The sequence below is a fragment of the Rouxiella sp. WC2420 genome, assembly GCF_041200025.1.
Lineage (GTDB): Bacteria > Pseudomonadota > Gammaproteobacteria > Enterobacterales > Enterobacteriaceae > Rouxiella.
In genome coordinates this window covers 3901388-3922417 of the sequence record NZ_CP165628.1, presented here as the reverse complement: position 1 = coordinate 3922417, position 21030 = coordinate 3901388, and the positions used below count along the sequence as shown (strand labels likewise).

Here is a 21030-nt window from a genome sequence, read left to right as displayed (position 1 = left end):
CGGGTGCTTAAGAATCTACGCCAACAACGTTCAACAGACGGGAGCGAACCCCCGCCGTTGAGTCGCATTATCTCACAGTATCGCAAGATAATAATGCCGCAACCTCCCACAATCCATTCTTGATACTTATTTCACAAAGCGATTTCTCGGTTATTGCCGCGTGCAATATCCATGAAGTACAAATTGCGATAACTATCAGAACAGCTGCTATAGGTTTATAAGGCATTAGTGCCTCCTTCTACTTGTTTTTAAGTAAAAAAGGCGCTACCTTTACGTTCTTGGGTGTAAAGATGGCGCCCCGAATTAACTAATAATTATTCGGGGCTCTTCTCTTTCTGGTCTTTACAAACTCATCCATTCTTGCAACAGATAATCCGTTATTAGAATAGTTAATAAAACATGCTCAGACCTGATCGATTCTGAGCACCCGCACGAAGTGTATCAGCCTTTTAAAAGCGCACCCAGGAAAATAACAATAAAATCATAAGTTTAGTTTTAATTAATGTGATTTTTTTATATATTTTAATTTCGAGGTTAAAAAATAGGATTTAAAAAAATAAAAATCCTTCTTTCAAGTTAAAAGATGTTTTTTAATTCCATAAATATAATTATCGATTTAAGTAATTCATCTGCCTTAATGCCTCGTCTAGTTTTTTTGCTCCATAAGTCAATTATCTTAGATAAATTTTTGTCTTGATGTTTTAATAATTAGAAAAGTGTCAGCCTCATGGATTGAAGCCAAGCTTCCAAAATTTTTAATCTGCTTTATAAATAGATTAAGTATAAAATTAGTAAAATAACTCATTAAACTTAGTTGGAGTTTGGAGTTTGGAGTTTGGAGTTTGGAGTTTGGAGTTTGGAGTTTGGACGGGCAAGCCATAAATTGATGTTGAGTCATGCGATTTTTTTGTCTGACTTGGTGTAAACCGCCTAAATGATTAGTATTTTCCCACTCAGCTTCCACTTTTAGAAAACATTTTTCCCACAGCTCGCACCTATACCACGACAGGCTATACTTGTTTATAAGGTCGCCACCTTTTTATCTCTGTCGCAAGTGAGAATTTACAGAGCGAAAGGATTTAAACGGGCCGCTGTAGGCGACTGGCAGCGGGCAAGGGGGTGTATCATGGTAAATCATGTCTGGGGACTAATGTCTCATCCAGGTCCCGAACTGCAACGCATTCAACGTGAACATGAAACGGTTTCGCACGTCTATTCTCATCATGTCCTGCTGATGGCAGCCATTCCCGTGGTGTGTTCATTTATAGGCACAACGCAGATCGGATGGAATTTAGGTGATGGGCAAAATATGCAAATCTCCTTGCTCACATCAGCATCTATCGCCGTAGCTTTTTATGTATTAATCCTTTGTGCCGTAGCGCTAATGGGCCGAATCATCTATTGGATGGCGCGTAGGTACGAAAGTCGGCCCAGTCTGAACAGCTGTATCGTGTTCGCGGGCTATGTGGCAACACCGATGTTTCTCAGCGGACTCGTCGCGTTGTATCCACTGGTCTGGCTGTGCCTGTTTGTCGGGCTGATAGGCCTGTGTTACAGCGGTTATCTGCTGTATCTCGGGATCCCCAACTTTCTGGAAATTGACCATCGCGAAGGCTTCCTGTTCTCCAGCTCAACGCTGGCTATGGGGGTTCTGGTGCTAGAGTTTCTACTGGCGCTGACGGTTATCATGTGGGGATATGGTTCACGGCTTTTCTAAATGAGGACAAATTATTAACGCATTAACTGAAGCTCTATAAATCCCCGTCCGGTACTCGCCAGTCGGGGATTTTTTTATCCTGCGATTTAGCCCTGCCAATCTTTTAACTTGCTGGTTTTACCAATTCCAGGATTAAAACTGTTGGTGGGATCGGCCTGCTGATAAAACTCTCGCAGATGCGATTTGGCCATATAGAGATGGCCGACATTGTGTTCTGCCGGATACTCGGCCCCTTTGGCATCAAGGATTTCCAGCATTTTGTGCTTCAGAGCCTTGCTGTCTGCGCCTTTCTTGACAATATAATCCTGATGGAAAACGTGACACATAAAATGCCCATAATAGAGTTTTGCCACCAGTTGCTGGTCAATCTCTGGCGGAAGAACCTCAAACCAGTCGCGATCGTTGCGGCGCAGGGCAATATCCAGCGCCAGAATATCCTCTACCTCTTTATCATGAACCGCGTGATAACGAACCGCTGCTCCTGCCGCCGCAAAGCGATGCAGAAATGCTTTCTTGCCCTCGTCTGCACTACAGACAAAAAAGTCGCCGTCGCGGTCGGCAAAAAAGTGGGTCAAAAAGTTTTGTGCTTCTTCGATACCCGCGCCAGACATTTTCAACAACAGGTGGTGTTCATAGCGATCACGATATTTTTTCATTCGCGGCGGCAGATGATTGGGCAAGGCCCGGCTCAGGCACTGCATCACGCGATCGCTAAAGTTTGACGGCAAAAACGGCACTTTATTGGCTTTAGCGTCAAACTTTCCTTTAGCCGTGAACATGTCCGGCATTTTATCGGTGCCGAGTTTATCGATCATGATAAAAGTGTCTTTACCGTAAACCTCGGTGATATCAAAGATATCGCGATGCATATATTCACCGGCAACCGGCAGGTTATTGAATTCAGAAAGAATACTGCGGCGCAAATCGGTCAATACTGCAGTATTGTCGGTTCCGATATAGAAAACCTGCTGCTGTGCTTCCGCCTCGAAGGTATCTAGCCTGACGGCAAAGATGGCGCGTTTTCCTGCGCAGCCCGAAGCCTCATACAAGCGGCGATGGTCAGCATTAAAGCGCGAGGGGGTATCGGCATCAACGTCGCGCACCCTCTCGGCATATTCATGGTCAGAGGCTTTCAACTCACTGTATTCGATATCAGCCTCTGTATATTCTGCATTCTCAAGACGAGTCAGGATCTCCTGCGGAGAATTGCCAAGGTGAATACCTAGATGATTAATAAGCTCGAGATTGCCCTGCAGGTTTATTTGCGCGTAGAGCGCCATTTCAGTGTAGGCCGGACCACGTTTTATCAGCGAACCGCCAGAGTTATTACAGACTCCGCCAACTACCGATGCGCCAATGCACGAGGAGCCAATCACGGAATGCGGTTCTCGTCCCAACGGTTTCAGACGTTTTTCCAGCTCATATAAAGTACTGCCCGGGAAACCGATTATCTGCTTGCCCTCATTAATTACCTGAATACCATTTAGCTTAAGGGTGCTGAAAATAACGATGTCACGGTCATAACCCTCCCCGCTGGGTGTCGAGCCTTCAGTCAGCCCAGTATTGGCTGCCTGCATAATAACGATTTTATCGGCCTCGACGCAGGCCTGCAGTAATTGCCATTGTTGCAGCAACGTTTGCGGAAATACCACGGCCAGTGCTTTTCCACCACCAGAACGGAATCCTTTACGGTAGCGTTCGGTTTGACTTTCCGAGGTCAGGACATGGCGATTACCTACAATCGACTTGAGTTTTTCCAGAAATGCGCTGTTATCGGCTGGCGTTGACTGTTGCTGAAATTTCATTCTGCCTCCCTGTCATTATTGTCGGCACTCGGGCCGCTATCTGCCATTAATCATAGGCGTTGTTTCTACATTAGGCAGTAAGCATGCCCGATATCAATATTTTAAGGTCATCTTTCAGCCATCAAAGCATCATTAATCTGTCACAGAAGTCGCGCTTAATGGACGACAGAATCTGTAAGCAACCGGAGACAGCATAATGGCGCAAGCTCAACTTAAGCTGGCACAGGCTGAATATCCTCAGGCCCAGCCACAGCATCAGAATAAAGTGTTAGACGTGAAAGGTCTGGTTAAGTCCTACAAATCCGGGACGCGCGTACTTAATGATATTAATTTCGAACTGCATGCCGGCGAATTTGTTGCGGTAATTGGTCGCTCGGGCGCGGGTAAATCAACTTTATTGCACGTACTTAATGGAACTATTCCTCTAAGTGAGGGCAGCGTTGTTTGCCATTATGACGGCGGAGACAAACAAGAGCTGGCAGGTTTGACCGGCAAGGCCCTGCGTCGTTGGCGGGCTGGTTGTGGCATGATTTTTCAGGATTTCTGTCTGGTACCTCGTCTAGACGTTTTAACTAACGTGCTACTGGGTCGTCTGAGCCAGACATCAACCCTGAAGTCTTTTTTTAACCAGTTTGATGACGAAGACCGTGCTCGCGCCATTTCTTTGCTCGAATGGCTCAACATGCTGCCGCACGCTCTGCAACGCGCCGAGAATCTGTCGGGCGGCCAGATGCAGCGCGTGGCTATCTGCCGTGCGCTGATGCAAAACCCGAGAATTTTGCTGGCCGATGAGCCGGTTGCCTCGCTGGATCCGAAAAATACTCAGCGAATTATGAATGCTCTGAAAAAAGTTAGTGAAGATAACATTGCCGTGATGGTGAATTTGCACTCGGTTGAGCTAGTAAAAGATTTCTGTACCCGAGTGATTGGTATTGCCCACGGCGAAATTATTTATGACGGACATCCAGATTATCTAACCGATTCTATTTTACACAAACTCTATGGCGAAGAAAGTGAAGCGGTAAACGCATAATTCACCCAACTATAAAAGGTTAATAATAAATGAAGAAGCTATTACGTCTGGCGGTATTTGTTGCAGGGTCAATGGCAGCAATGAATAGTATGGCCGCAGATGCACCAAAAGAATTAAATCTGGGGATTCTTGGTGGCCAGAATGCCACACAGCAAATCGGCGATAATATGTGTGTAAAGCAGTTCTTTGATAAAGAGCTGAATGTCGATACCAAATTACGTAATTCGTCTGACTACTCTGGAGTTATTCAAGGGCTGCTGGGTGGGAAAGTCGATATGGTATTAAGCATGTCACCTTCTTCTTATGCCTCGGTTTATTTAAATAATCCAAAAGCGGTGAGCATTGAAGGTATTCTGGTCGATGATACCGACCAGTCACGTGGTTACCACTCGGTAGTGCTGGTTAAAGCTGACAGTAAGTATAAAAAAGTTGAAGACCTTAAAGGCACCGCATTTGGCTTTGCCGATCCGGATTCAACGTCGGGTTACCTTATCCCGAATGCCGCCTTCAAGAAAATGTTTGGCGGCACGACTGACGATCAGTACAACCATTTCTTCTCAAGTACCACTTTCTCTGGCGGCCACGAGCAAGATATTCTTGGCGTGCTGAATGGCCAGTTTGCCGGTGCAGTAGCCTGGTCATCAATGATTGGCGATCCGTCAACGGGGTATACCTCGGGTGCTTTTGGCCGCATGATGCGCATGGACCATCCAGACCTGATGAAGCAAATCCGCATCATTTGGGAGTCACCATTGATCCCGAACGGTCCAATTCTGGTCAGCAACTCTTTACCCGCCGATTTTAAAGCTAAAGTCGTGGCGGCTATCAATAAGCTGGATAAAGAAGATCACGCCTGCTTTGTCAAAGCCGTGGGTGGCAACCAGCACATTGGCCCTGCGAGTATCGCTGATTATCAACAGATCATCGATATGAAAAGAGAGCTTACTCAAGGTAGTCGCTAATATCCTTTATCTTTAAGCCGCTAAGGTGTTGGCTTCTTTATTCGCCCCGGTCACTTATTTAATGTAGTTACCGGGGACTCGTTTAGTCGCCGCCTTCTGGCTACCTGTAATCCATGGGATATAGGCAATAACTTATCTGCTCATATCTTAATAAGATTAACTTAAGTAGTGATAATAACTTTCTCCGCCATTAACTTGTGGAAGCCTTATTTTGAATACAGAATTTCACCATTATTACCAGCAAATACGCAGCAAGCAAAAACGTGAGGCGCTGATATGGTCTGGCTTGATGTTGGTCCTTTATTTATGGGCGGGGAGTATTTCCGAGCTTAATCTAAAAACTATTATTGTCAACGCGCCGCATTTCTTCGATTACATCGGTCAGACTGTGCCGACATTACATTGGGACGTTCTGTTTGCCGATGGCCATACTAAAGGCTCTTTTGCTTACTGGGGCTATCGCCTTAATATTCAGTTACCGCTGATTTGGGAAACCATCCAGCTGGCTTTTTCTTCGACAATTCTGTCGACCTTATTATCCGTGGTGCTGGCATTTATCGCCGCTAACAATACGGATTCGCCAAAATGGCTTAAATTTAGCGTGCGAACCTTTGTTGCTTTCTTGCGTACCATGCCAGAGCTTGCCTGGGCGGTGATGTGTGTAATGGCGTTTGGGATTGGTGCGATTCCCGGTTTTATTGCCCTGACTCTGCACACAGTTGGCAGTCTGACCAAACTGTTTTATGAATCGATTGAAACTGCTTCAGACAAACCGGTGCGTGGTTTAAAAGCCTGCGGTGCGGGCCGTTTGCAAAGAATGCGCTATGCGCTTTGGCCACAGGTGCAGCCAATATTTCTCTCTTACAGCTTTATGCGTCTTGAAATCAACTTCCGCCAGTCAACTATCCTTGGTCTGGTCGGGGCCGGTGGAATAGGGCAGGAACTGATGACCTCAATCAAGCTGGACCGGTACGATCAGGTTAGCATGACCTTATTGCTGATTATTCTGGTGGTGTCGATTATGGATTACGCCTCCGGCAAACTGCGCAAGCGCGTCGTAGAAGGAACATTCTGATGCTGACAGATTCGTTGAATACCGCAGCGGTGGAAAGCATGAAACAGCAACATCCGCATCTTTTTGCTGCCCAGCGGCGTTATCTGCGTTCTCTGGCGATTGCAGTATCCGCTATCGTGCTTTATTACCTGTTTTTCTTCCACTTTTACGGCATTGCCTTGCCACAGTTTGCTCGAGGCTGTGCAGATATTGGCCAATACTTCTTGCGGATGTTTGTCTGGCAGAACTTCTCCCAGTGGCCACTGATGTATTACTTCACGCAAATCGCTATCACCTTGGCAATTGTATTTGCCGGCACTGTCACCGCCTCATTTTTGGCACTGCCACTGTCTTTCCTGGCGGCTCGCAATGTGATGTCGACTCCAGTGTTACGACCTATCTCACTGATAATTCGCCGTATTATGGATGTTCTTCGCGGGCTGGACATGGCTATATGGGGCTTGATTTTTGTTCGTGCCGTAGGCATGGGGCCGCTGGCGGGTGTGCTGGCTATTATCATGCAGGACTTGGGTTTACTGGGTAAGCTGTTTGCCGAAGGGCATGAAGCGGTTGAGCGATCTCCAAGTCGAGGATTACGCGCGCTGGGGGCCAATCCATTGCAAACTCATCGTTTTGGGATTTTTACTCAATCTTTTCCCACCTTTTTGGCGTTGTCGTTGTATCAGATTGAATCTAATACCCGTTCTGCGGCGGTGCTGGGATTTGTCGGCGCGGGTGGGGTAGGCCTGGTGTATGCCGAGAATATGCGCCTGTGGAACTGGGACGTAGTGATGTTCATCACTCTGATTCTGGTGGTTATCGTGATGGCCATGGATAAAATATCATCGATGCTGCGGGCAAAATATATTGTTGGCAAAGAGATTGATTTATACAAATCCGAGGAAACAAAGCGTCCAAAAATGGAGTTGTTTCGCGGTGAGCAGGATTAGAATTTTATAAAAGAGATGCTGCTGATAAAAGGGATTTTGGATGGGGGAGTTACTAAAAAATGCAGTCTTTCACTCCCCCGGAACTCCCCGACCGAGGGGGAGTTAATCAGATAAATATTAAGATTTTTCGGCCAGTACGACCAATTTTTGGTTCACAAATTCTTTAATACCCAGATCGGAAAGCTCGCGGCCAAAACCTGAACGTTTAACTCCACCAAACGGAAGCTCGGGCGCGGTGTTAGTCAGCGAGTTAACATAAACCATCCCGGTTTCAATCTGCGTTGCCAGTTTGCGCGCGCGTTTTAGGTCACGAGTAAACAGGGCACCCCCCAGGCCATAGTGTGAATCATTGGCCAGTTTCACCAACTCCTCATCATTTTTAACCACGTAGAACTGCGCGACCGGTCCGAAAAACTCTTCGAAATATGCCGGATTATCACGAGTGATGCCGGTCAAAATGGTCGCAGGATAGAAATTACCCGGATTGTTGCCGATAGGCTCGCCACCAAGATGCAGCTTGGCACCGTGTTTAACCGCCTCTTTCACCTGCTTGGTCAGGATTTTCAGCGCGTCAGCAGAAGAAAGCGGACCCAGCGTAGTTTTGCTATCCAACGGGTCGCCAATTTTCAGCTCACTTAAATGCTGGGTGAATTTTCTGAGGAATTCATCCGCCACTTTTTCATTGACGATAAAGCGTTTCGCCGCGGTACAAACCTGGCCCGCGTTGGCAACGCGCGCTTGCGCACCCACTTTGGCTGCCAGGTCGATATCGGCATCTTCCAACACGGCGAAAATATCGTTACCGCCCAACTCGAGCGTGGATTTTTTAAGCTTGCCTGCTGCTCTTGATGCCACAGCAGCACCGGCTTTTTCAGAACCGGTCAAAGCCACACCCTGTACGCGGTCGTCATCAATGATTTCTGATACCTGATCGGAAGAGATAAACAGGTTGGTATAAGCCCCTTTTGGCGCGCCTGCTTCAGTAATCAGTTTCTCAAAGGTTTCTGCGCTATGAGGGACGATGCTGGCGTGCTTGACCAATACACTGTTACCCGCTGCGAGATTAGGTGCCAGTACGCGGATCAACTGATAGAACGGGAAGTTCCAGGGTTCAACCGCCATAATCACCCCTATTGGTGAATTTTCGACCCACGCTTCACCCAGGCTAGATTTGTACGGCACGGGTTTCAGAAACTCTTCGGCGTTTTCCGCATAGTATTTGGCAATGTCGGCAGTCAGTTGAACCTCGGCACGGCTTTGCTCGATCAGTTTACCCATTTCGGTACTGATACCTTGAGCAAGTTCTTCAACTCGCGAGGAAATAATCTGCGACAGTTTATGCAAGACTTGCAGACGAGGTTGGATATCGCCCTGAGCCCATGTGGATTTATACAACTGGTGAGCCGTTTCCAAAGCCTGTTCAACCTGATGATCATTATGAGTTTGATATTCTTTGATGAGCTTGTTGTTGAAAGGATTGATAGTTTGATAAGGCATGAATTGCTCCTTGTTTTGCTGCTCGGAGACACAGAAAAAGGTTAACTCTCCGAACATGAATTGAGGTGCGTTATTCAGCATTTGCTGCGGCTGAATATTAAGCATAGTCAAACTACTGCGTATTTTTGAGCTTTAGCTGCGGTTTACATAACTTTTCGTTATTAAAATTCCTATTTCTAACCGTTTGCCCGCTTTCTTAATCTATGGAACGCATTAGGCAATTGATCGCCAAGCCATTCACTTCTATTCTGGAATCCCCGTTTTGCACGAGACTAAGATGAAATTATCAGCTATTCCGTTTTGTACTACCGATTGGAGCACGATTGAGCCGACTCGACACGCGGGTGAAAATGGCGAAGCCCTGTGGCGTACTCAGCATTTTGGCGACGAAACCCAACCTATTCGGGTGCGCATTGTCGAATATTCGGCAGGCTATCTGGCCGATCACTGGTGTGAGAAAGGGCATGTCCTGTTCTGTCTCGAAGGTGAGTTGCATACCGTGCTCGACGATGGCCGCAAATTTGTTTTAACGCCGGGCATGAGCTATCAGGTCGCGGATCACGCCGAAGCGCATCAATCATCAACCCCAATCGGCGCAAAATTGTTCATCGTTGATTAAAAGCAGTCTGTGAGGAGTAGAAATTGAGTAAATTACGCGTGGGTATCATTTTTGGCGGCAAATCATCAGAACATGAGGTGTCATTGCAATCCGCCCGCAATATCGTTGATGCCTTAGATCAGCAACGTTTCGACGTCACTCTGCTGGGAATCGATAAACAGGGTGAATGGCATATTAACGATGCCAGTAATTATCTGCTCAACGCTGAAGATCCTGCGCTGATTGCCCTGAATCGCTCAAACCAGCAGGTAGCGCTGGTGCCCGGTCTGGAAAAAAATCAGCTGATTGATACTCAGGATGCGCATGCCATGTCGCAGCTTGATGTCATTTTCCCGATTGTTCACGGCACGCTGGGTGAAGACGGTTCATTGCAGGGACTGCTGAGGATGGCCAATATCCCTTATGTCGGTTCCGGGGTACTTGGCTCGGCGGTGTGTATGGATAAGGACGTGACGAAACGGCTGCTGCGTGATGCCGGACTTAACGTTGCGCCTTTTGTTACCCTCACTCGCCGCACGCGGGCGCAAACCAGTTTTGACCATGTGGTGGAACAACTCGGGTTGCCGCTGTTTATAAAACCGGCTAATCAGGGGTCGTCAGTAGGCGTTAGTAAGGTCAAGAGCCGTGATTCTTACGAACAGGCCTTAGACAGCGCGTTTAGTTATGATCACAAAGTATTGGTCGAATCGGCGATTAAAGGTCGAGAGATCGAATGTGCGGTATTAGGTAATGATTTTCCTAAGGCCAGTACCTGCGGTGAGGTGATCCTGCACGATGAATTTTATTCCTACGACACTAAGTATATAAATGAGCAAGGCGCGTCAGTTGCTATTCCTGCCAATATTGCTACTGAAATTAACGACAAAATTCGCGCTATCGCCATTCAGGCTTATCAGGCACTGGAATGTCGCGGTATGGCGCGGGTAGACGTATTCCTCACCGAAGAGGGGGAGGTGGTAATAAATGAAATCAACACACTGCCTGGCTTTACCAATATCAGTATGTATCCCAAGCTATGGGCAGCCAGCGGTCTGGATTATACCGCGCTGATTACTGAATTAATTGAGTTGGCGATTGAACAGCATCAGTTAGACAGTGGCTTAAAAAGCTCGTCTAGCTAAGGTATTTAAACCTCTTGACCGGCATGAATAAAAGCTGGGATTGTAAATTGCAGACACGAAAAAGGCGGCAAACGCCGCCTCTTCAGCTTTATTACTTATGGTACTAAAACTGTATAACTTATTTATAAATTTCTGCGGTACCAAACAGGTGATTGTCACCACCGGCAGCTACGATGCGGTAAGAACTGGCACCTTCCTGAGCGGCTTTGGCAGCCAATTTACCCTGCAGAGAGCTTAAATCATTACCGTTAGTTGTAGCACTCACTGTACCGATACTTTGTGCGTTAACGGGAGCAGAGGTTACTTCAGTAGCAGCAAAAGTTGCGAATGAAGCAGTAGTCAGTGCGATCACTGCAAAAGCTTTTGTCAGGTTTTTCATAATATTTGTCCTATATGTCGTTGTTGTCTAATTTCAGTGACGGTATTTTTTACCGCTCGCTTGAGAAATTAGAACCTTAATACTGTCCGATTTATCAGGTCTCGCACTAACGTGTAATGACCTTGATAGTTACCCTTACTTCCTACAATTCACTTCAGTCACTTCAAATCATTCAAATGTATTGGCGATAACGTCAACCTTATTTGTAGATCTCAGCGGTACCATACATGTGGTTTTCACCACCGGCAGAGATGATGCGGTAAGAACTTGCACCTTCCTGAGCTGCTTTGGCAGCCAATTTACCCTGCAATGCACTCAGGTTGCTGTCGTTAGTTGAAGCACTAACAGTACCCAGAGTTTGCGAATCATTTGGCGCCATATTCACTTCTGTAGCGGCGAAAGTCGCGAATGAAGCGGTAGTAAGTGCGATAACAGCAAATGCTTTAGTCAGGTTTTTCATGGTCTTATTTCCTATTCTTGTTTAGTTCAGTCTTGATATTCAGGAGGACGATATTTGTTATCGTTCGTTAACTAAATACTAAGCCTTGAGACTGTTTGATGCAAGATGTTTATTTAATAATCGTTAACTAATTGTGCTGATCGATTTATTGCTAACGCTTATTTGTAAATTTCTGCAGTACCGTACAGATGGTTTTCACCACCGGCAGAGATGATGCGGTATGAACTTGCACCTTCCTGCGAGGCTTTGGCAGCCAGTTTGCCTTGCAGCGAGCTGAGGTCACCGCCGTTTACAGAGGCGCTAACAACACCGGCACTCTGTGAACCCGCTGGCGCCATGTTGACTTCGGTAGCAGCGAAAGTAGCGAATGAAGCGGTAGTCAGGGCGATAACGGCAAATGCTTTAGTCAGGTTTTTCATGATTGCTTCCTCATTAATTTGTTTTCCGAAATCATCACTTATCGACTTCGGTGATTAATTCTTGTTCGTCGTTATTAATTAACGTTCGATAAGTTAATGATAGAGGCAGATCGGTTTCTGTGCAATCTGTTTTTATATTAATCGTTAACTAATTGTGCTGATCGTTAAAACGAGGATCTGAAAGGGGGCATTTTAGAAATGAAAAAGGCGACCAAAGTCGCCTCTTCTTCACACTACTTATATCGATGACACAACAGATATTATCTATATAACAACATAAATTTGTTCAGAAAATTATTTATAGATTTCTGCGGTACCGTAAACATGGTCTTCACCACCGGTAGAGATGATGCGATATGAACTTGCACCTTCCTGATCGGCTTTAGCCGCCAATTTATCCTGCATGGTACCTAAGTCACCGTTATTTGCCGATGCGCTTACCATACCCACGCTGTGTTGGCCTGCGGGAGCTGCATCAACTTCTGTAGCTGCAAAAGTGGCAAATGAAGCGGTAGTCAGTGCGATCACTGCAAAAGCTTTAGTCAGGTTTTTCATGATTTAGTCCTATTAGTCGTTGTTGCTTAATTTTCAGTGACGACATGAGTGCCGTTCGCATTATGAAATTAAGCGGATTTACTGTCCGATGCCTATCGTCGGGGCTTTTGCCTCTTCGAAAGGTCTTAACCCTTACTACTTAACTTATGTCATTAATGACATACGTTATTAATTGCTACGCCAGATGAGTCTTAAACTGTAGCGCCAAGCTTATTTATAGATTTCTGCAGTACCGTACATGTGGTTTTCACCGCCGGCAGAAATAATACGATAAGAACTTGCACCTTCCTGAGCAGCTTTAGCAGCCAGTTTGTCTTGCAAAGTACCCAAGTCACTATTGTTGGTTGAAGCACTCACCATACCTGCGCTTTGTTGACCTACTGGTGCAGAATTAACTTCCGTGGCAGCAAAGGTAGCGAATGAAGCAGTAGTCAGTGCGATAACGGCAAAAGCTTTAGTCAGGTTTTTCATGATTTTTACTCCTACTCTTTTAAGTTCACTGTAATTTTCAAGGGGACGATATTTGTTATCGTTCGTTAACTAAATAGTAGTCCCTGATTCCGTATGCTGCAAGTTGTTTATTTAATAATCGTTAACTAATTGTGCTGGCTGAGTTGTTATTTATAAATTTCTGCGGTGCCATAAAGATGATTTTCACCACCGGCAGAAATGATGCGATAAGAACTTGCACCTTCTTTAGCCGCTTTTGCAGCCAGTTTGCCTTGCAGCGTAGTCAGGTCATCGCCGTTTGTGGATGCGCTTACCACACCGACGCTTTGTGCGCCTGCCGGAGCAGAGTTCACTTCAGTAGCTGCGAAAGTAGCAAATGACGCGGTGGTCAAGGCGATAACAGCAATAGCTTTAGTCAGGTTTTTCATGATTGCTTCCTCATTATCTTGTTTGCCGAATTTGATGCTTATCAAACCCGGATAAATTTTCTTGTTCGTCGTTAACCTGAAATGTTTATTAGTTAACGTTCGATAAGTAAATGATAGGAGCTGTTCGCAATCTGTGCAATATGTTTTTATATTAATCGTTAACTAATTGTGCGGATCGCTGATTGAGCAGGGAAAGTGAGTAGATCAAAACTTATTTATACAGCTCGGCGGTACCATGAAGCTGGTTGGCTCCTGTGGCAGAAATAATACGAAAAGACGTGGCTCCGGCTTCCTCTGCTTTGGCATTGAGATTACGTTCAAGGTTTGAAAGGTCATTGCTCGCGGTTGCGGACACTTCGCCGATTTTCTGCGCGTTAGTCGGTGCTTGAATAACTTCAGTTGCAGCCAGGCTCGAAAATGATGAGGTAGCCAGCGCTAACGCGGTAAAAATCATGCTTAAGATTTTCATGTTCGGTATTCCTGATAATGGATAAATGCGAATTAAATGGTGATTCACAAATAAATTAACACTCGATAATTAAATGTTATTCATATCCGGTCGCTATAGCAATTTATTTTTATATCGATTGTTAACTAAATGTGCTGTAGCACGCTAACTCCCAGAAGTAGTGGGAGATTTCCGCAGGTTAGCCACCTGAAGATGTTCACCAGTAATGCTGGGTGATCTGTTATTTCAAGTGATTCTAAAGATTGCACTCTGAATGAGTGAAGAAGAGTAAAATCTGACAGGCATGTTTGTAAGATATTAAATCACATTGCTTTTTTCATTAATCTGCAATGGTTATTCAATATAGTCATTCGAAAATGTTTCTATAAAAGTTTATTTTAATACCTACTAATAAATTCTTGAGCTATGGGGGGGAGGGTGTTAAAAAAGAAGGCAGCCCAAATGCACTGCCTTTGCTTTTTTAAAGCCTGTTCATCTTCAGAAAGGCTTACCGCCAGCTAGCGGTGGCTTTAACGGGATGCATTTACCAAGGATTAATAGTAAATGGCTGATGGCGCGTTACGAGCCGCATTGGGGGCTGGTGGAATGGTCGGTGAACTCGTAATACCAGGCTGTAGCGGTTTACGATTCAAGGTGCCATGTGGCGGTTGGACAACATTGCTGTCGCCAGTCACATTGACCATTGCGATTTCCTGAGTCTGTGCAGGCATCATGTAAGTCTGCTGTGCGGCAACATTAGCAACCGGCACAGCGGTCAATGCCAGTACTGCAAGAACTAATTTGATGTTTCTCATGATGTTATGTCCTGGGTGACTATTTTATAGCTGGGTCGATATCCGTAGGGAGTGATTTACTTATCGCTCGATAATTAAATATTAATCTCTACTGGACTTCTTCGCAACTATTTTTAATAATGATCGTTAAGATATTTTGACAACCATAATCACAATGGTGATGAAAGGAGGGTGTATGAGCACTGAACAGACGGCACTAGTCCGTAAAAGTCGTGGTCGCCCAAAACAGTTCGATCGTGGAACTGCTCTGAGTAAAGCGCTAAATCTGTTCTGGCGTCACGGCTATGAAGCAACATCGTTAGCAGACTTGGTTGAAGCAACTGGCGCCAAAGCCCCTACCTTGTATGCTGAATTTGGCAACAAAGAGGGTTTGTTTCGCGCGGCTGTAGAGCATTATCTGGCAACCTTTTATGAAAAAAGTTTGTGTTTGCTGAGTCGGTCAGACCTGTCTGTTGAACAGACTATCGAGCAGTATCTGCGAACCACGGCAGAGATGTTCACTGACTGCGACACCCCGAACGGCTGCTTTATTATTAGCGCTGCCTCAGGAATGTCTGCCGCATCGCAGGAAATATCCGAGATGTTGCGCTCGCGCCACTTGTCTCAGGAACGCACGCTGTTTGAATTTTTCGAGAAGAAAAAACTCACGGGTGAATTCCCTGGCGATACTGACAGTTCGCTGTTGGCAAAATATGTCGCCACCACCGTTCAGGGAATGTCTGTGCAGGCTCGTGATGGGGCCAGCAATGAACAGCTGGATGCCGTTATTGATATGTTGATGTATGTATGGCCACAGCTACGTACTGTTCCAATGGCTAAGACCGTTGCACACTAAAAACTCTTTGAGAATCAGGTGCCATGGCATTAGCCGAAGTGGTTAGAAATAAGATTGAGCGCCAGGTATTAAGCATTTCTGGCCTGGCGCTGGGAGGAATAGACTTTGAACAGCCTCTTGGTGATGTCGGGCTTTTTGGCCCTGACAGCGTAGTGTGGCGTGTTCATGGCGATTTCTCGAGCATGCTGTGTGGTGGCGTCAGTGCCTTGCTGCTACAAATGCTTCATCCTCTTGCTCTGGCGGGCGTGTGGGACCATTCGAACTTTCGCCAGGACATGCTTGGACGTTTACGACGTACCAGCCAATTCGTTTCAGGAACCACCTTTGCCTCGTTGGCCGATGCTGAAAAGCTTATCGAGCGCGTAAAATCCATTCATTTAAACGTCACTGGCCAGGATGCTCGCGGGCAACCTTACGCAGCCAGCGATCCAGAATTGCTGGTCTGGGTACACGTCGCTGAATCCTATAGTTTTCTCCAATCCTATCTTCGCTATCGCAACCCCAGTTTAAGTCTGGCCGAACAGGATCAATACTACCTTGAAGTTGCTCGCGTTGTTGAAGGTTTGGGCGGCGAAAACGTGCCCACCAACGTACAGCAGATCAACGCCTATTTAGAAAATATTCGCCCTTTATTACGCTGCGACGAAAGAACTCTAGAAGTGGTGAGACTGCTGAAAAATGCCCCGGCACCCAGTAAAATTGCGGTGCCGGTCGGCAAACTGATGGTCTGGGCAGGCATCGAACTCTTACCGCAGTGGGCGCAAGATCAGTTGGGGATTAAAATCTCGCCATTGACCCGTAAGGGGATTGAGTTTTCCATGCATCGGGTGGCTAAAGTACTGCGCTGGGCAGTGCGCAATGGTTCCTGGAGCAGGGCGATGCGGCGCGTAGGACGATTGCCCTAACGCCGCAGGTGTACGCTTTAAGACGGCATGTGCGGATAGACGCCCGGACCAATCGGCAGCCCCAACAGATACCAGACCACCAGCATTAACAGCCAAACGATGAAAAATACCACCGGATACGGCAGCACCAGCGAGTAGTAGGTGCCAAGCTGCGCATTCTTGTTGTAACGTTGCAGGAATCCCAGGAACAGCGGCAAAAACGGCGACATCGGGGCCAACGGCAGCACAGAAGAATCGGCGATACGGAACACGATTTGTGCAAAGGCCGGATGAAAGCCGAGTAGCATAAACATTGGAATGAAGATCGGTGCCAGTATTGACCAGATAGCCGATCCGCTGGCGATAAACATGCACAGCAGTGCCGACAGGAAAATCAGCCCGACGAACGCCGGTATGCCAGTCATCCCCAGTTTTTCAAGAACATCGGTCAAGCCGATCGCCATAAATTTGCCCATATTGCTCCAGTTAAAAAACGCCACAAACTGGGACAGCGGGAAAACCATCACGATAAAACCTGCCATGCCTTTCATTGGGTCGACTAACAGATTCGGAATGTCACTTTGCGATTTGATCTGTTTAGTTACCAATCCATAAGGGATTGAGACCACGAAGAAAAACAAAATAATCAGCGGCACGATACCCATAATGAACGGCGACGGAACAATGCCGTGAGTATGCGGATTGCGCAGCGGTGCAGATTCCGGCACCACCAGCAAAGCCACCAGCGCGATAAAGATTACAGCCGCAATCCCGCTGGCCGCCAAACCACGATTCTGCTGCGGGCTCAACTTCTTCATCTGCTCGTTGCGTTCGCCCTCATAAGCTGGCAGCCGCGGTTCAACAAACTTGTCGGTAAGAATACCGCCGACCAAAGTCAGTAAAATCACCGAGGCGGCCATAAAGTACCAGTTATCCACCACGCTGACCTGTACCGCCGGGTTAATCACTTTTGCGGCTTCCGAGCTAAGGCCGGAAAGCAATACGTCAGTGGTCACTATCAGCAAGTTAGCCGTAAATCCGCAACCGACACCGGCGATAGCAGCCAGCAAACCGGCAACCGGGTGGCGTCCTACGGCAAGAAAAATCAGCGCGCCCAACGGTGGCATCACCACAAGTGCCGCATCGGAAGAAATATGGCTAAAGAAAGCGATAAAGATAACCAGATAGCTGGCATAGCGGGCGCTAACACCGGCCGCCATTTTATACATCAGGCTCTGCAACAGGCCGACGCGCTCGGCAAGGCCCGCGCCTAGCACCAGTGCCAGAATGGATCCCAGTGGTGCAAAGCCGCTAAAATTCTTTACTACGTTGGGCAAAATCCACTGTATTCCCTCGACGCTGAGTAGATTTTTAACGTGGATAATCTCGCCATTGGTCGGATTGACCGCGGTAATATTGAGCCAGGATATCGCGGCGCTGCTTAACATCAGCAGCACTATTAGATAGACAAACAGTAAAAATGGATTGGGGATTTTATTCCCTACGCGCTCAACCCAGCCGAAGAAGCCGCCTGGGCTGTGATGATGTTCCTGTGCTTCAATACTCATAAAACCCCTCGTCGAAAATAGTCGTCATTGAATTCCGCCGGTCATGCCGTGCGGTTTTATTATTTTTTATACCCAGCGGCGAGATTGAACGAAGCTCGGCGCTGGGTAGTCGATCTTTTTAACGTGTTTTACTTTAAAGGTGAAGGTTTAATCCCCTCCGGGATTGGGCAATGATAAGGACGACGGTTTCGAGCGGCGCGATGCTCCTGTTGACAGGCTTCCAGCAGCGCCGGTTCACTGAGCAGGGCAATCGCGGTTGAACCCATCACTTTTGCGGCCAGACACATACCCTTGTGTGCCAGAGAAGTTCTGCCCTGCGAGACGATTTGCCAAGTGTGCAGCGGCGAGCCAACCACGAAGCACGGGCTGAAACACTGCGCGGTGGGCACCAGCCAACTGACGTCGCCGACGTCGGTGGAACCATAAAGAATATTGTCGTTGGCGCAATAGGGCGCGACAGAATCGGTCAACGGTGATTTGCGCAGTGTTTCTGCAAACTCACGCCCCGCAGTGCCGCCCGTTTTTGCCATACTGTTCAGGCTATTATCAATATCCTGATCGTTCAAGGTAGCATAAATTGATTGCGCAAAGGCTCGCTCTTCTGCCGTGTAGTCTGGCGTGCCAAAGGCTTGCACGTACTGGTACATCAGAGATTCAAGCTCGCGGTTCGGCGCGTAGTTAGAGCAGGCTTTATCGAAACGCAGGGTCATTTTGGTGCCCGTCATCAGCGCCGCGCCTTTGGCAATATCAATCACCCGCTCAAAAATAGCCTGTGCCTGATCCAGCTGCGGCGCGCGAACCAGATAAAGTACTTCTGCATCGGCCTGCACCACATTTGGCGAAATACCTCCGGCATTGGTTACCGCATAATGGACTCGTGCTTCCTGAATAATGTGCTCGCGCAGGAAATTGGCGCCAGTGTTCATCAGGGTTAACGCATCCAGCGCGCTGCGGCCCAAATGCGGCGCAGCAGCAGCGTGAGAAGCCGCGCCTTTAAAATGAAACGCCGCCTGAATATTGGCAAGTGTCGGGTTGCTGAACATGCCGCTAAAAGTTTCCGGATGCCAGGTTAGTGCCGCGTCAACGTCGTCGAACAGGCCCTCGCGCGCCATAAAGGTTTTACCCGAGCCGCCTTCCTCGCCGGGACAGCCATAAAATCTTACCGTACCCGCGATGCCTTCTCTTTCCAGCCAGGCTTTCACTGCCAGCGCGCCGCCCAAAGCCGCCGTGCCCAGCAGATTATGGCCGCAGCCGTGGCCATTACCGTTTTCTTCCAGCGGCTCGGCATAGTCACAACCGGCCTGTTGACTCAGGCCCGCCAGCGCGTCGAATTCTCCCAGCAGGGCGATCACCGGTTTACCCGCACCCGTGCTGGCGATAAATGCCGTTTCCATGCCGCCGACGCCGCGTTGCATCTGAAAACCGCTGGCTTGCAGTTTGTCGGCCAACAGGGCTGAGGAATGAGACTCTTCAAAACGCGTTTCCGGATGATCCCAGATTTCGTTACTGATCGCCGAAAGTGCGTCTCGCTGGTTGTCGATAAAATCATTGATAAAACTGATCACAGGTTTTGAGGCAGACATATTCACTCCTTGTTGAAAGAGGCAATGTTAAGCGCCAGCGCGGCCAGCGTTTTAATCCCCTGAGTCATGACTTGTTCGTCAAAATCGAATTTTTCGTTGTGGTGACCCGCGCTGAGATCGGTGCCGAAAATAACATAAGACGCTTCACCGCCCAGCGATTTCACCCGTTCCATCATGTAAGTGGCATCTTCCGAACCGGCTGCGCCTTCCTGACGGTCAATAATTTCCTCAAACAGACCCAGTTTTTGTGCCTGTTGATGAATGTAATTGACCCATGCGGCAGTAGGTTTGCTGCTTTGCGCCGCGCCCATCAGTTTGGTTTCAAACTGCACTTGGTACATTTCTGCCGCGCCGGAAATCACCTTCAGCGCCTGCTGGTAGATAAATTCGTTAACCTCATTAGTCGCGCCGCGCGTTTCGACCTTCATCATGGCGCTGGAAGGCACCACGTTACGACCCGTACCCGCCTGCAACACGCCAACATTGATCCTCGAGCTGCCCGCGCTGTGTCGTGGCAAGGCATGCAGGCCGAGAGTTGCCTGGGCCGCAGCCAGCAAAGCATTGCGACCCTGTTCTGGATTGCCGCCTGCATGAGCCGCAACGCCGGTGAAAGTCACGTCGAGTTTGGTGGTCGCCATAAATGTATCATTGCCACAAACGATATGATTGGCGGGAACGCCGGTGCCGATGTGTACGGCGGTGAAGAAGTCGACGTCATCTACCACACCCGCGGCGACCATTGATTTCGCGCCGCGCGTGCCTTCTTCGGCAGGCTGGAAAATGATTTTAACGGTGCCGCAAAGCTGGTCGCGGATTTCCATTAGCAGCTGCGCCAGACCTAATCCAATCGTGGTGTGGCCGTCGTGGCCGCAGGCGTGCATCATGCCGCCGTTCAAAGAGGCAAAACCTTCGCGGAATGGGCGATGCTGGTCGTTGAGTACTTCATTAAGGTCCAGTGCATCCATATCAACGCGATAACCTATCACCGGCCCCGGTTTACCGGTCACCAGCGTGGCTACTACACCGGTAAAACCACCTGAAAAATGCGGCATCCAGCGGGCAATGGCTCCTTGTTCCAATGCACGCTTTTCGTGCTGCTTCAAAACTTCGGCAGACGGTAAGCCCATGCGCGAATCCGCATCGATCACTTCACGGCCTAATTGCAGCTGATAACCCAATTCACTAAGGCGTTCGGCGACCAGCGTCGAGGTGCGAAACTCCAGCCAGCCTGACTCCGCGTACTTATGCAGGTCGCGGCGGCGCTGTTGAAGCGCGGGAAAAATGTGGTCAACGCGCTCGGCAAGCTTGTGCAATGAGGAAATTTCGCCTGCTTCTGATGTCTTTAAAGCCATGATGAGATCCTTTTTTCTCGCGGTAATAGCGGTTTTTTTCAAAGGTGAGATGTGACACTTTGATTTCAATGTACACAAAGCAACCATGGCGTATAA

Annotated in this window: 23 protein-coding genes; 9 read left to right on the top strand and 14 right to left on the bottom strand. The window is 47.8% G+C overall.

The features are described 5' to 3' along the window. Positions 1–67 precede the first annotated feature (67 nt). Positions 68–226: a Hok/Gef family protein gene (locus tag AB3G37_RS18155; RefSeq protein ID WP_369788701.1), complete on the bottom strand. Its 159-nt coding sequence runs from the start codon at positions 224–226 to the stop codon at positions 68–70. A 900-nt stretch (positions 227–1126) separates the two neighbouring features. On the opposite strand from AB3G37_RS18155, the gene AB3G37_RS18150 reads away from it, so the two are divergent. Next, a complete protein-coding gene (locus tag AB3G37_RS18150) occupies positions 1127–1717 on the top strand; it encodes a Yip1 family protein (protein ID WP_009637641.1) in 591 nt (196 codons plus the stop codon). An 86-nt stretch (positions 1718–1803) separates the two neighbouring features. On the opposite strand, the gene dld is transcribed toward AB3G37_RS18150, so the two are convergent. After that, on the bottom strand, positions 1804–3522 hold the full coding sequence (gene dld, locus AB3G37_RS18145) for a D-lactate dehydrogenase (protein ID WP_369788700.1): 1719 nt from the start codon (positions 3520–3522) through the stop codon (positions 1804–1806). A 196-nt stretch (positions 3523–3718) separates the two neighbouring features. Between dld and phnC the strand changes: the two genes are divergently transcribed. The 4 genes from phnC to phnE (AB3G37_RS18125) all read left to right on the top strand — a co-directional run bounded on the left by phnC (position 3719) and on the right by phnE (AB3G37_RS18125) (position 7521). Beyond that, entirely contained in the window at positions 3719–4555 is an 837-nt protein-coding gene (phnC, locus tag AB3G37_RS18140) for a phosphonate ABC transporter ATP-binding protein (protein WP_009637643.1), read from the top strand. Between the two features lie 29 nt (positions 4556–4584). Continuing rightward, entirely contained in the window at positions 4585–5517 is a 933-nt protein-coding gene (gene phnD, locus AB3G37_RS18135) for a phosphonate ABC transporter substrate-binding protein (protein ID WP_009637644.1), read from the top strand. 211 nt (positions 5518–5728) lie between these two features. Further along, positions 5729–6592, top strand: coding sequence for a phosphonate ABC transporter, permease protein PhnE (gene phnE, locus AB3G37_RS18130; RefSeq protein ID WP_009637645.1), 864 nt, complete (start codon positions 5729–5731; stop codon positions 6590–6592). After that, a complete protein-coding gene (phnE, locus tag AB3G37_RS18125) occupies positions 6592–7521 on the top strand; it encodes a phosphonate ABC transporter, permease protein PhnE (protein WP_369788699.1) in 930 nt (309 codons plus the stop codon). Before phnE (AB3G37_RS18130) ends, phnE (AB3G37_RS18125) begins: the two co-directional genes overlap by 1 nt. 117 nt (positions 7522–7638) lie before the next feature. Here phnE (AB3G37_RS18125) and AB3G37_RS18120 read toward each other — a convergent pair whose 3' ends face one another. Continuing rightward, the gene (locus AB3G37_RS18120; protein WP_369788698.1) at positions 7639–9018 is read right to left on the bottom strand and encodes an NAD-dependent succinate-semialdehyde dehydrogenase; all 1380 of its coding nucleotides are present in this window, start codon (positions 9016–9018) and stop codon (positions 7639–7641) included. A gap of 277 nt (positions 9019–9295) precedes the next feature. Here AB3G37_RS18120 and AB3G37_RS18115 point away from each other — a divergent pair, with 277 nt between their 5' ends. Together AB3G37_RS18115 and ddlA are read left to right on the top strand one after the other, a co-directional pair. Continuing rightward, on the top strand, positions 9296–9637 hold the full coding sequence (locus AB3G37_RS18115) for a DHCW motif cupin fold protein (protein ID WP_369788697.1): 342 nt from the start codon (positions 9296–9298) through the stop codon (positions 9635–9637). 23 nt (positions 9638–9660) lie between these two features. Then, complete coding sequence (ddlA, locus tag AB3G37_RS18110) at positions 9661–10758, top strand: D-alanine--D-alanine ligase (protein ID WP_369788696.1); 1098 nt, start codon at positions 9661–9663, stop codon at positions 10756–10758. A gap of 118 nt (positions 10759–10876) precedes the next feature. On the opposite strand, the gene AB3G37_RS18105 is transcribed toward ddlA, so the two are convergent. The 8 genes from AB3G37_RS18105 to AB3G37_RS18070 all read right to left on the bottom strand — a co-directional run bounded on the left by AB3G37_RS18105 (position 10877) and on the right by AB3G37_RS18070 (position 14712). After that, entirely contained in the window at positions 10877–11137 is a 261-nt protein-coding gene (locus AB3G37_RS18105) for a YdgH/BhsA/McbA-like domain containing protein (protein WP_009637650.1), read from the bottom strand. A gap of 199 nt (positions 11138–11336) precedes the next feature. After that, positions 11337–11597 carry a YdgH/BhsA/McbA-like domain containing protein gene (locus tag AB3G37_RS18100; RefSeq protein ID WP_009637651.1) on the bottom strand — a complete coding sequence of 87 codons (261 nt, stop codon included), beginning with the start codon at positions 11595–11597 and terminating at the stop codon, positions 11337–11339. Positions 11598–11755: 158 nt separating this feature from the next. Then, a complete protein-coding gene (locus AB3G37_RS18095) occupies positions 11756–12016 on the bottom strand; it encodes a YdgH/BhsA/McbA-like domain containing protein (protein WP_369788695.1) in 261 nt (86 codons plus the stop codon). A 294-nt stretch (positions 12017–12310) separates the two neighbouring features. Further along, positions 12311–12571: a YdgH/BhsA/McbA-like domain containing protein gene (locus tag AB3G37_RS18090; RefSeq protein ID WP_369788694.1), complete on the bottom strand. Its 261-nt coding sequence runs from the start codon at positions 12569–12571 to the stop codon at positions 12311–12313. A gap of 210 nt (positions 12572–12781) precedes the next feature. After that, a complete protein-coding gene (locus AB3G37_RS18085; protein ID WP_369788693.1) occupies positions 12782–13042 on the bottom strand; it encodes a YdgH/BhsA/McbA-like domain containing protein in 261 nt (86 codons plus the stop codon). Between the two features lie 146 nt (positions 13043–13188). After that, the gene (locus AB3G37_RS18080; RefSeq protein WP_369788692.1) at positions 13189–13449 is read right to left on the bottom strand and encodes a YdgH/BhsA/McbA-like domain containing protein; all 261 of its coding nucleotides are present in this window, start codon (positions 13447–13449) and stop codon (positions 13189–13191) included. A 211-nt stretch (positions 13450–13660) separates the two neighbouring features. Further along, entirely contained in the window at positions 13661–13918 is a 258-nt protein-coding gene (locus tag AB3G37_RS18075) for a DUF1471 domain-containing protein (RefSeq protein ID WP_369788691.1), read from the bottom strand. A gap of 533 nt (positions 13919–14451) precedes the next feature. Then, positions 14452–14712, bottom strand: coding sequence for a hypothetical protein (locus AB3G37_RS18070; protein ID WP_369788690.1), 261 nt, complete (start codon positions 14710–14712; stop codon positions 14452–14454). 175 nt (positions 14713–14887) lie between these two features. On the opposite strand from AB3G37_RS18070, the gene AB3G37_RS18065 reads away from it, so the two are divergent. Together AB3G37_RS18065 and AB3G37_RS18060 are read left to right on the top strand one after the other, a co-directional pair. After that, entirely contained in the window at positions 14888–15547 is a 660-nt protein-coding gene (locus AB3G37_RS18065; RefSeq protein WP_009637658.1) for a TetR/AcrR family transcriptional regulator, read from the top strand. Between the two features lie 23 nt (positions 15548–15570). Beyond that, entirely contained in the window at positions 15571–16452 is an 882-nt protein-coding gene (locus AB3G37_RS18060) for an oxygenase MpaB family protein (RefSeq protein ID WP_369788689.1), read from the top strand. Between the two features lie 17 nt (positions 16453–16469). On the opposite strand, the gene abgT is transcribed toward AB3G37_RS18060, so the two are convergent. The 3 genes from abgT to AB3G37_RS18045 all read right to left on the bottom strand — a co-directional run bounded on the left by abgT (position 16470) and on the right by AB3G37_RS18045 (position 20934). Continuing rightward, complete coding sequence (abgT, locus tag AB3G37_RS18055; protein WP_009637660.1) at positions 16470–17999, bottom strand: p-aminobenzoyl-glutamate transporter; 1530 nt, start codon at positions 17997–17999, stop codon at positions 16470–16472. A 128-nt stretch (positions 18000–18127) separates the two neighbouring features. Beyond that, positions 18128–19582 carry a M20 family metallopeptidase gene (locus tag AB3G37_RS18050; RefSeq protein WP_369788688.1) on the bottom strand — a complete coding sequence of 485 codons (1455 nt, stop codon included), beginning with the start codon at positions 19580–19582 and terminating at the stop codon, positions 18128–18130. Between the two features lie 2 nt (positions 19583–19584). Next, positions 19585–20934 carry a M20 family metallo-hydrolase gene (locus AB3G37_RS18045; protein WP_369788687.1) on the bottom strand — a complete coding sequence of 450 codons (1350 nt, stop codon included), beginning with the start codon at positions 20932–20934 and terminating at the stop codon, positions 19585–19587. Positions 20935–21030 lie beyond the last annotated feature (96 nt).

Excerpts from the sequence above, each read along its gene's own strand:
- AB3G37_RS18120 (WP_369788698.1), bottom strand. The coding sequence starts at position 9,018 with ATGCCTTATCAAACTATCAATCCTTTCAACAACAAGCTCATCAAAGAA.
- AB3G37_RS18070 (WP_369788690.1), bottom strand. The coding sequence starts at position 14,712 with ATGAGAAACATCAAATTAGTTCTTGCAGTACTGGCATTGACCGCTGTG.
- AB3G37_RS18065 (WP_009637658.1), top strand. The coding sequence starts at position 14,888 with ATGAGCACTGAACAGACGGCACTAGTCCGTAAAAGTCGTGGTCGCCCA.
- AB3G37_RS18075 (WP_369788691.1), bottom strand. The coding sequence starts at position 13,918 with ATGAAAATCTTAAGCATGATTTTTACCGCGTTAGCGCTGGCTACCTCA.
- phnC (WP_009637643.1), top strand. The coding sequence starts at position 3,719 with ATGGCGCAAGCTCAACTTAAGCTGGCACAGGCTGAATATCCTCAGGCC.
- AB3G37_RS18095 (WP_369788695.1), bottom strand. The coding sequence starts at position 12,016 with ATGAAAAACCTGACTAAAGCATTTGCCGTTATCGCCCTGACTACCGCT.
- AB3G37_RS18150 (WP_009637641.1), top strand. The coding sequence starts at position 1,127 with ATGGTAAATCATGTCTGGGGACTAATGTCTCATCCAGGTCCCGAACTG.
- AB3G37_RS18085 (WP_369788693.1), bottom strand. The coding sequence starts at position 13,042 with ATGAAAAACCTGACTAAAGCTTTTGCCGTTATCGCACTGACTACTGCT.
- AB3G37_RS18050 (WP_369788688.1), bottom strand. The coding sequence starts at position 19,582 with ATGTCTGCCTCAAAACCTGTGATCAGTTTTATCAATGATTTTATCGAC.
- AB3G37_RS18060 (WP_369788689.1), top strand. The coding sequence starts at position 15,571 with ATGGCATTAGCCGAAGTGGTTAGAAATAAGATTGAGCGCCAGGTATTA.
- AB3G37_RS18105 (WP_009637650.1), bottom strand. The coding sequence starts at position 11,137 with ATGAAAAACCTGACAAAAGCTTTTGCAGTGATCGCACTGACTACTGCT.
- AB3G37_RS18090 (WP_369788694.1), bottom strand. The coding sequence starts at position 12,571 with ATGAAAAACCTGACTAAAGCTTTTGCAGTGATCGCACTGACTACCGCT.
- phnE (WP_369788699.1), top strand. The coding sequence starts at position 6,592 with ATGCTGACAGATTCGTTGAATACCGCAGCGGTGGAAAGCATGAAACAG.
- AB3G37_RS18080 (WP_369788692.1), bottom strand. The coding sequence starts at position 13,449 with ATGAAAAACCTGACTAAAGCTATTGCTGTTATCGCCTTGACCACCGCG.
- abgT (WP_009637660.1), bottom strand. The coding sequence starts at position 17,999 with ATGAGTATTGAAGCACAGGAACATCATCACAGCCCAGGCGGCTTCTTC.
- AB3G37_RS18155 (WP_369788701.1), bottom strand. The coding sequence starts at position 226 with ATGCCTTATAAACCTATAGCAGCTGTTCTGATAGTTATCGCAATTTGT.
- AB3G37_RS18045 (WP_369788687.1), bottom strand. The coding sequence starts at position 20,934 with ATGGCTTTAAAGACATCAGAAGCAGGCGAAATTTCCTCATTGCACAAG.
- dld (WP_369788700.1), bottom strand. The coding sequence starts at position 3,522 with ATGAAATTTCAGCAACAGTCAACGCCAGCCGATAACAGCGCATTTCTG.
- phnD (WP_009637644.1), top strand. The coding sequence starts at position 4,585 with ATGAAGAAGCTATTACGTCTGGCGGTATTTGTTGCAGGGTCAATGGCA.
- AB3G37_RS18100 (WP_009637651.1), bottom strand. The coding sequence starts at position 11,597 with ATGAAAAACCTGACTAAAGCATTTGCTGTTATCGCACTTACTACCGCT.
- AB3G37_RS18115 (WP_369788697.1), top strand. The coding sequence starts at position 9,296 with ATGAAATTATCAGCTATTCCGTTTTGTACTACCGATTGGAGCACGATT.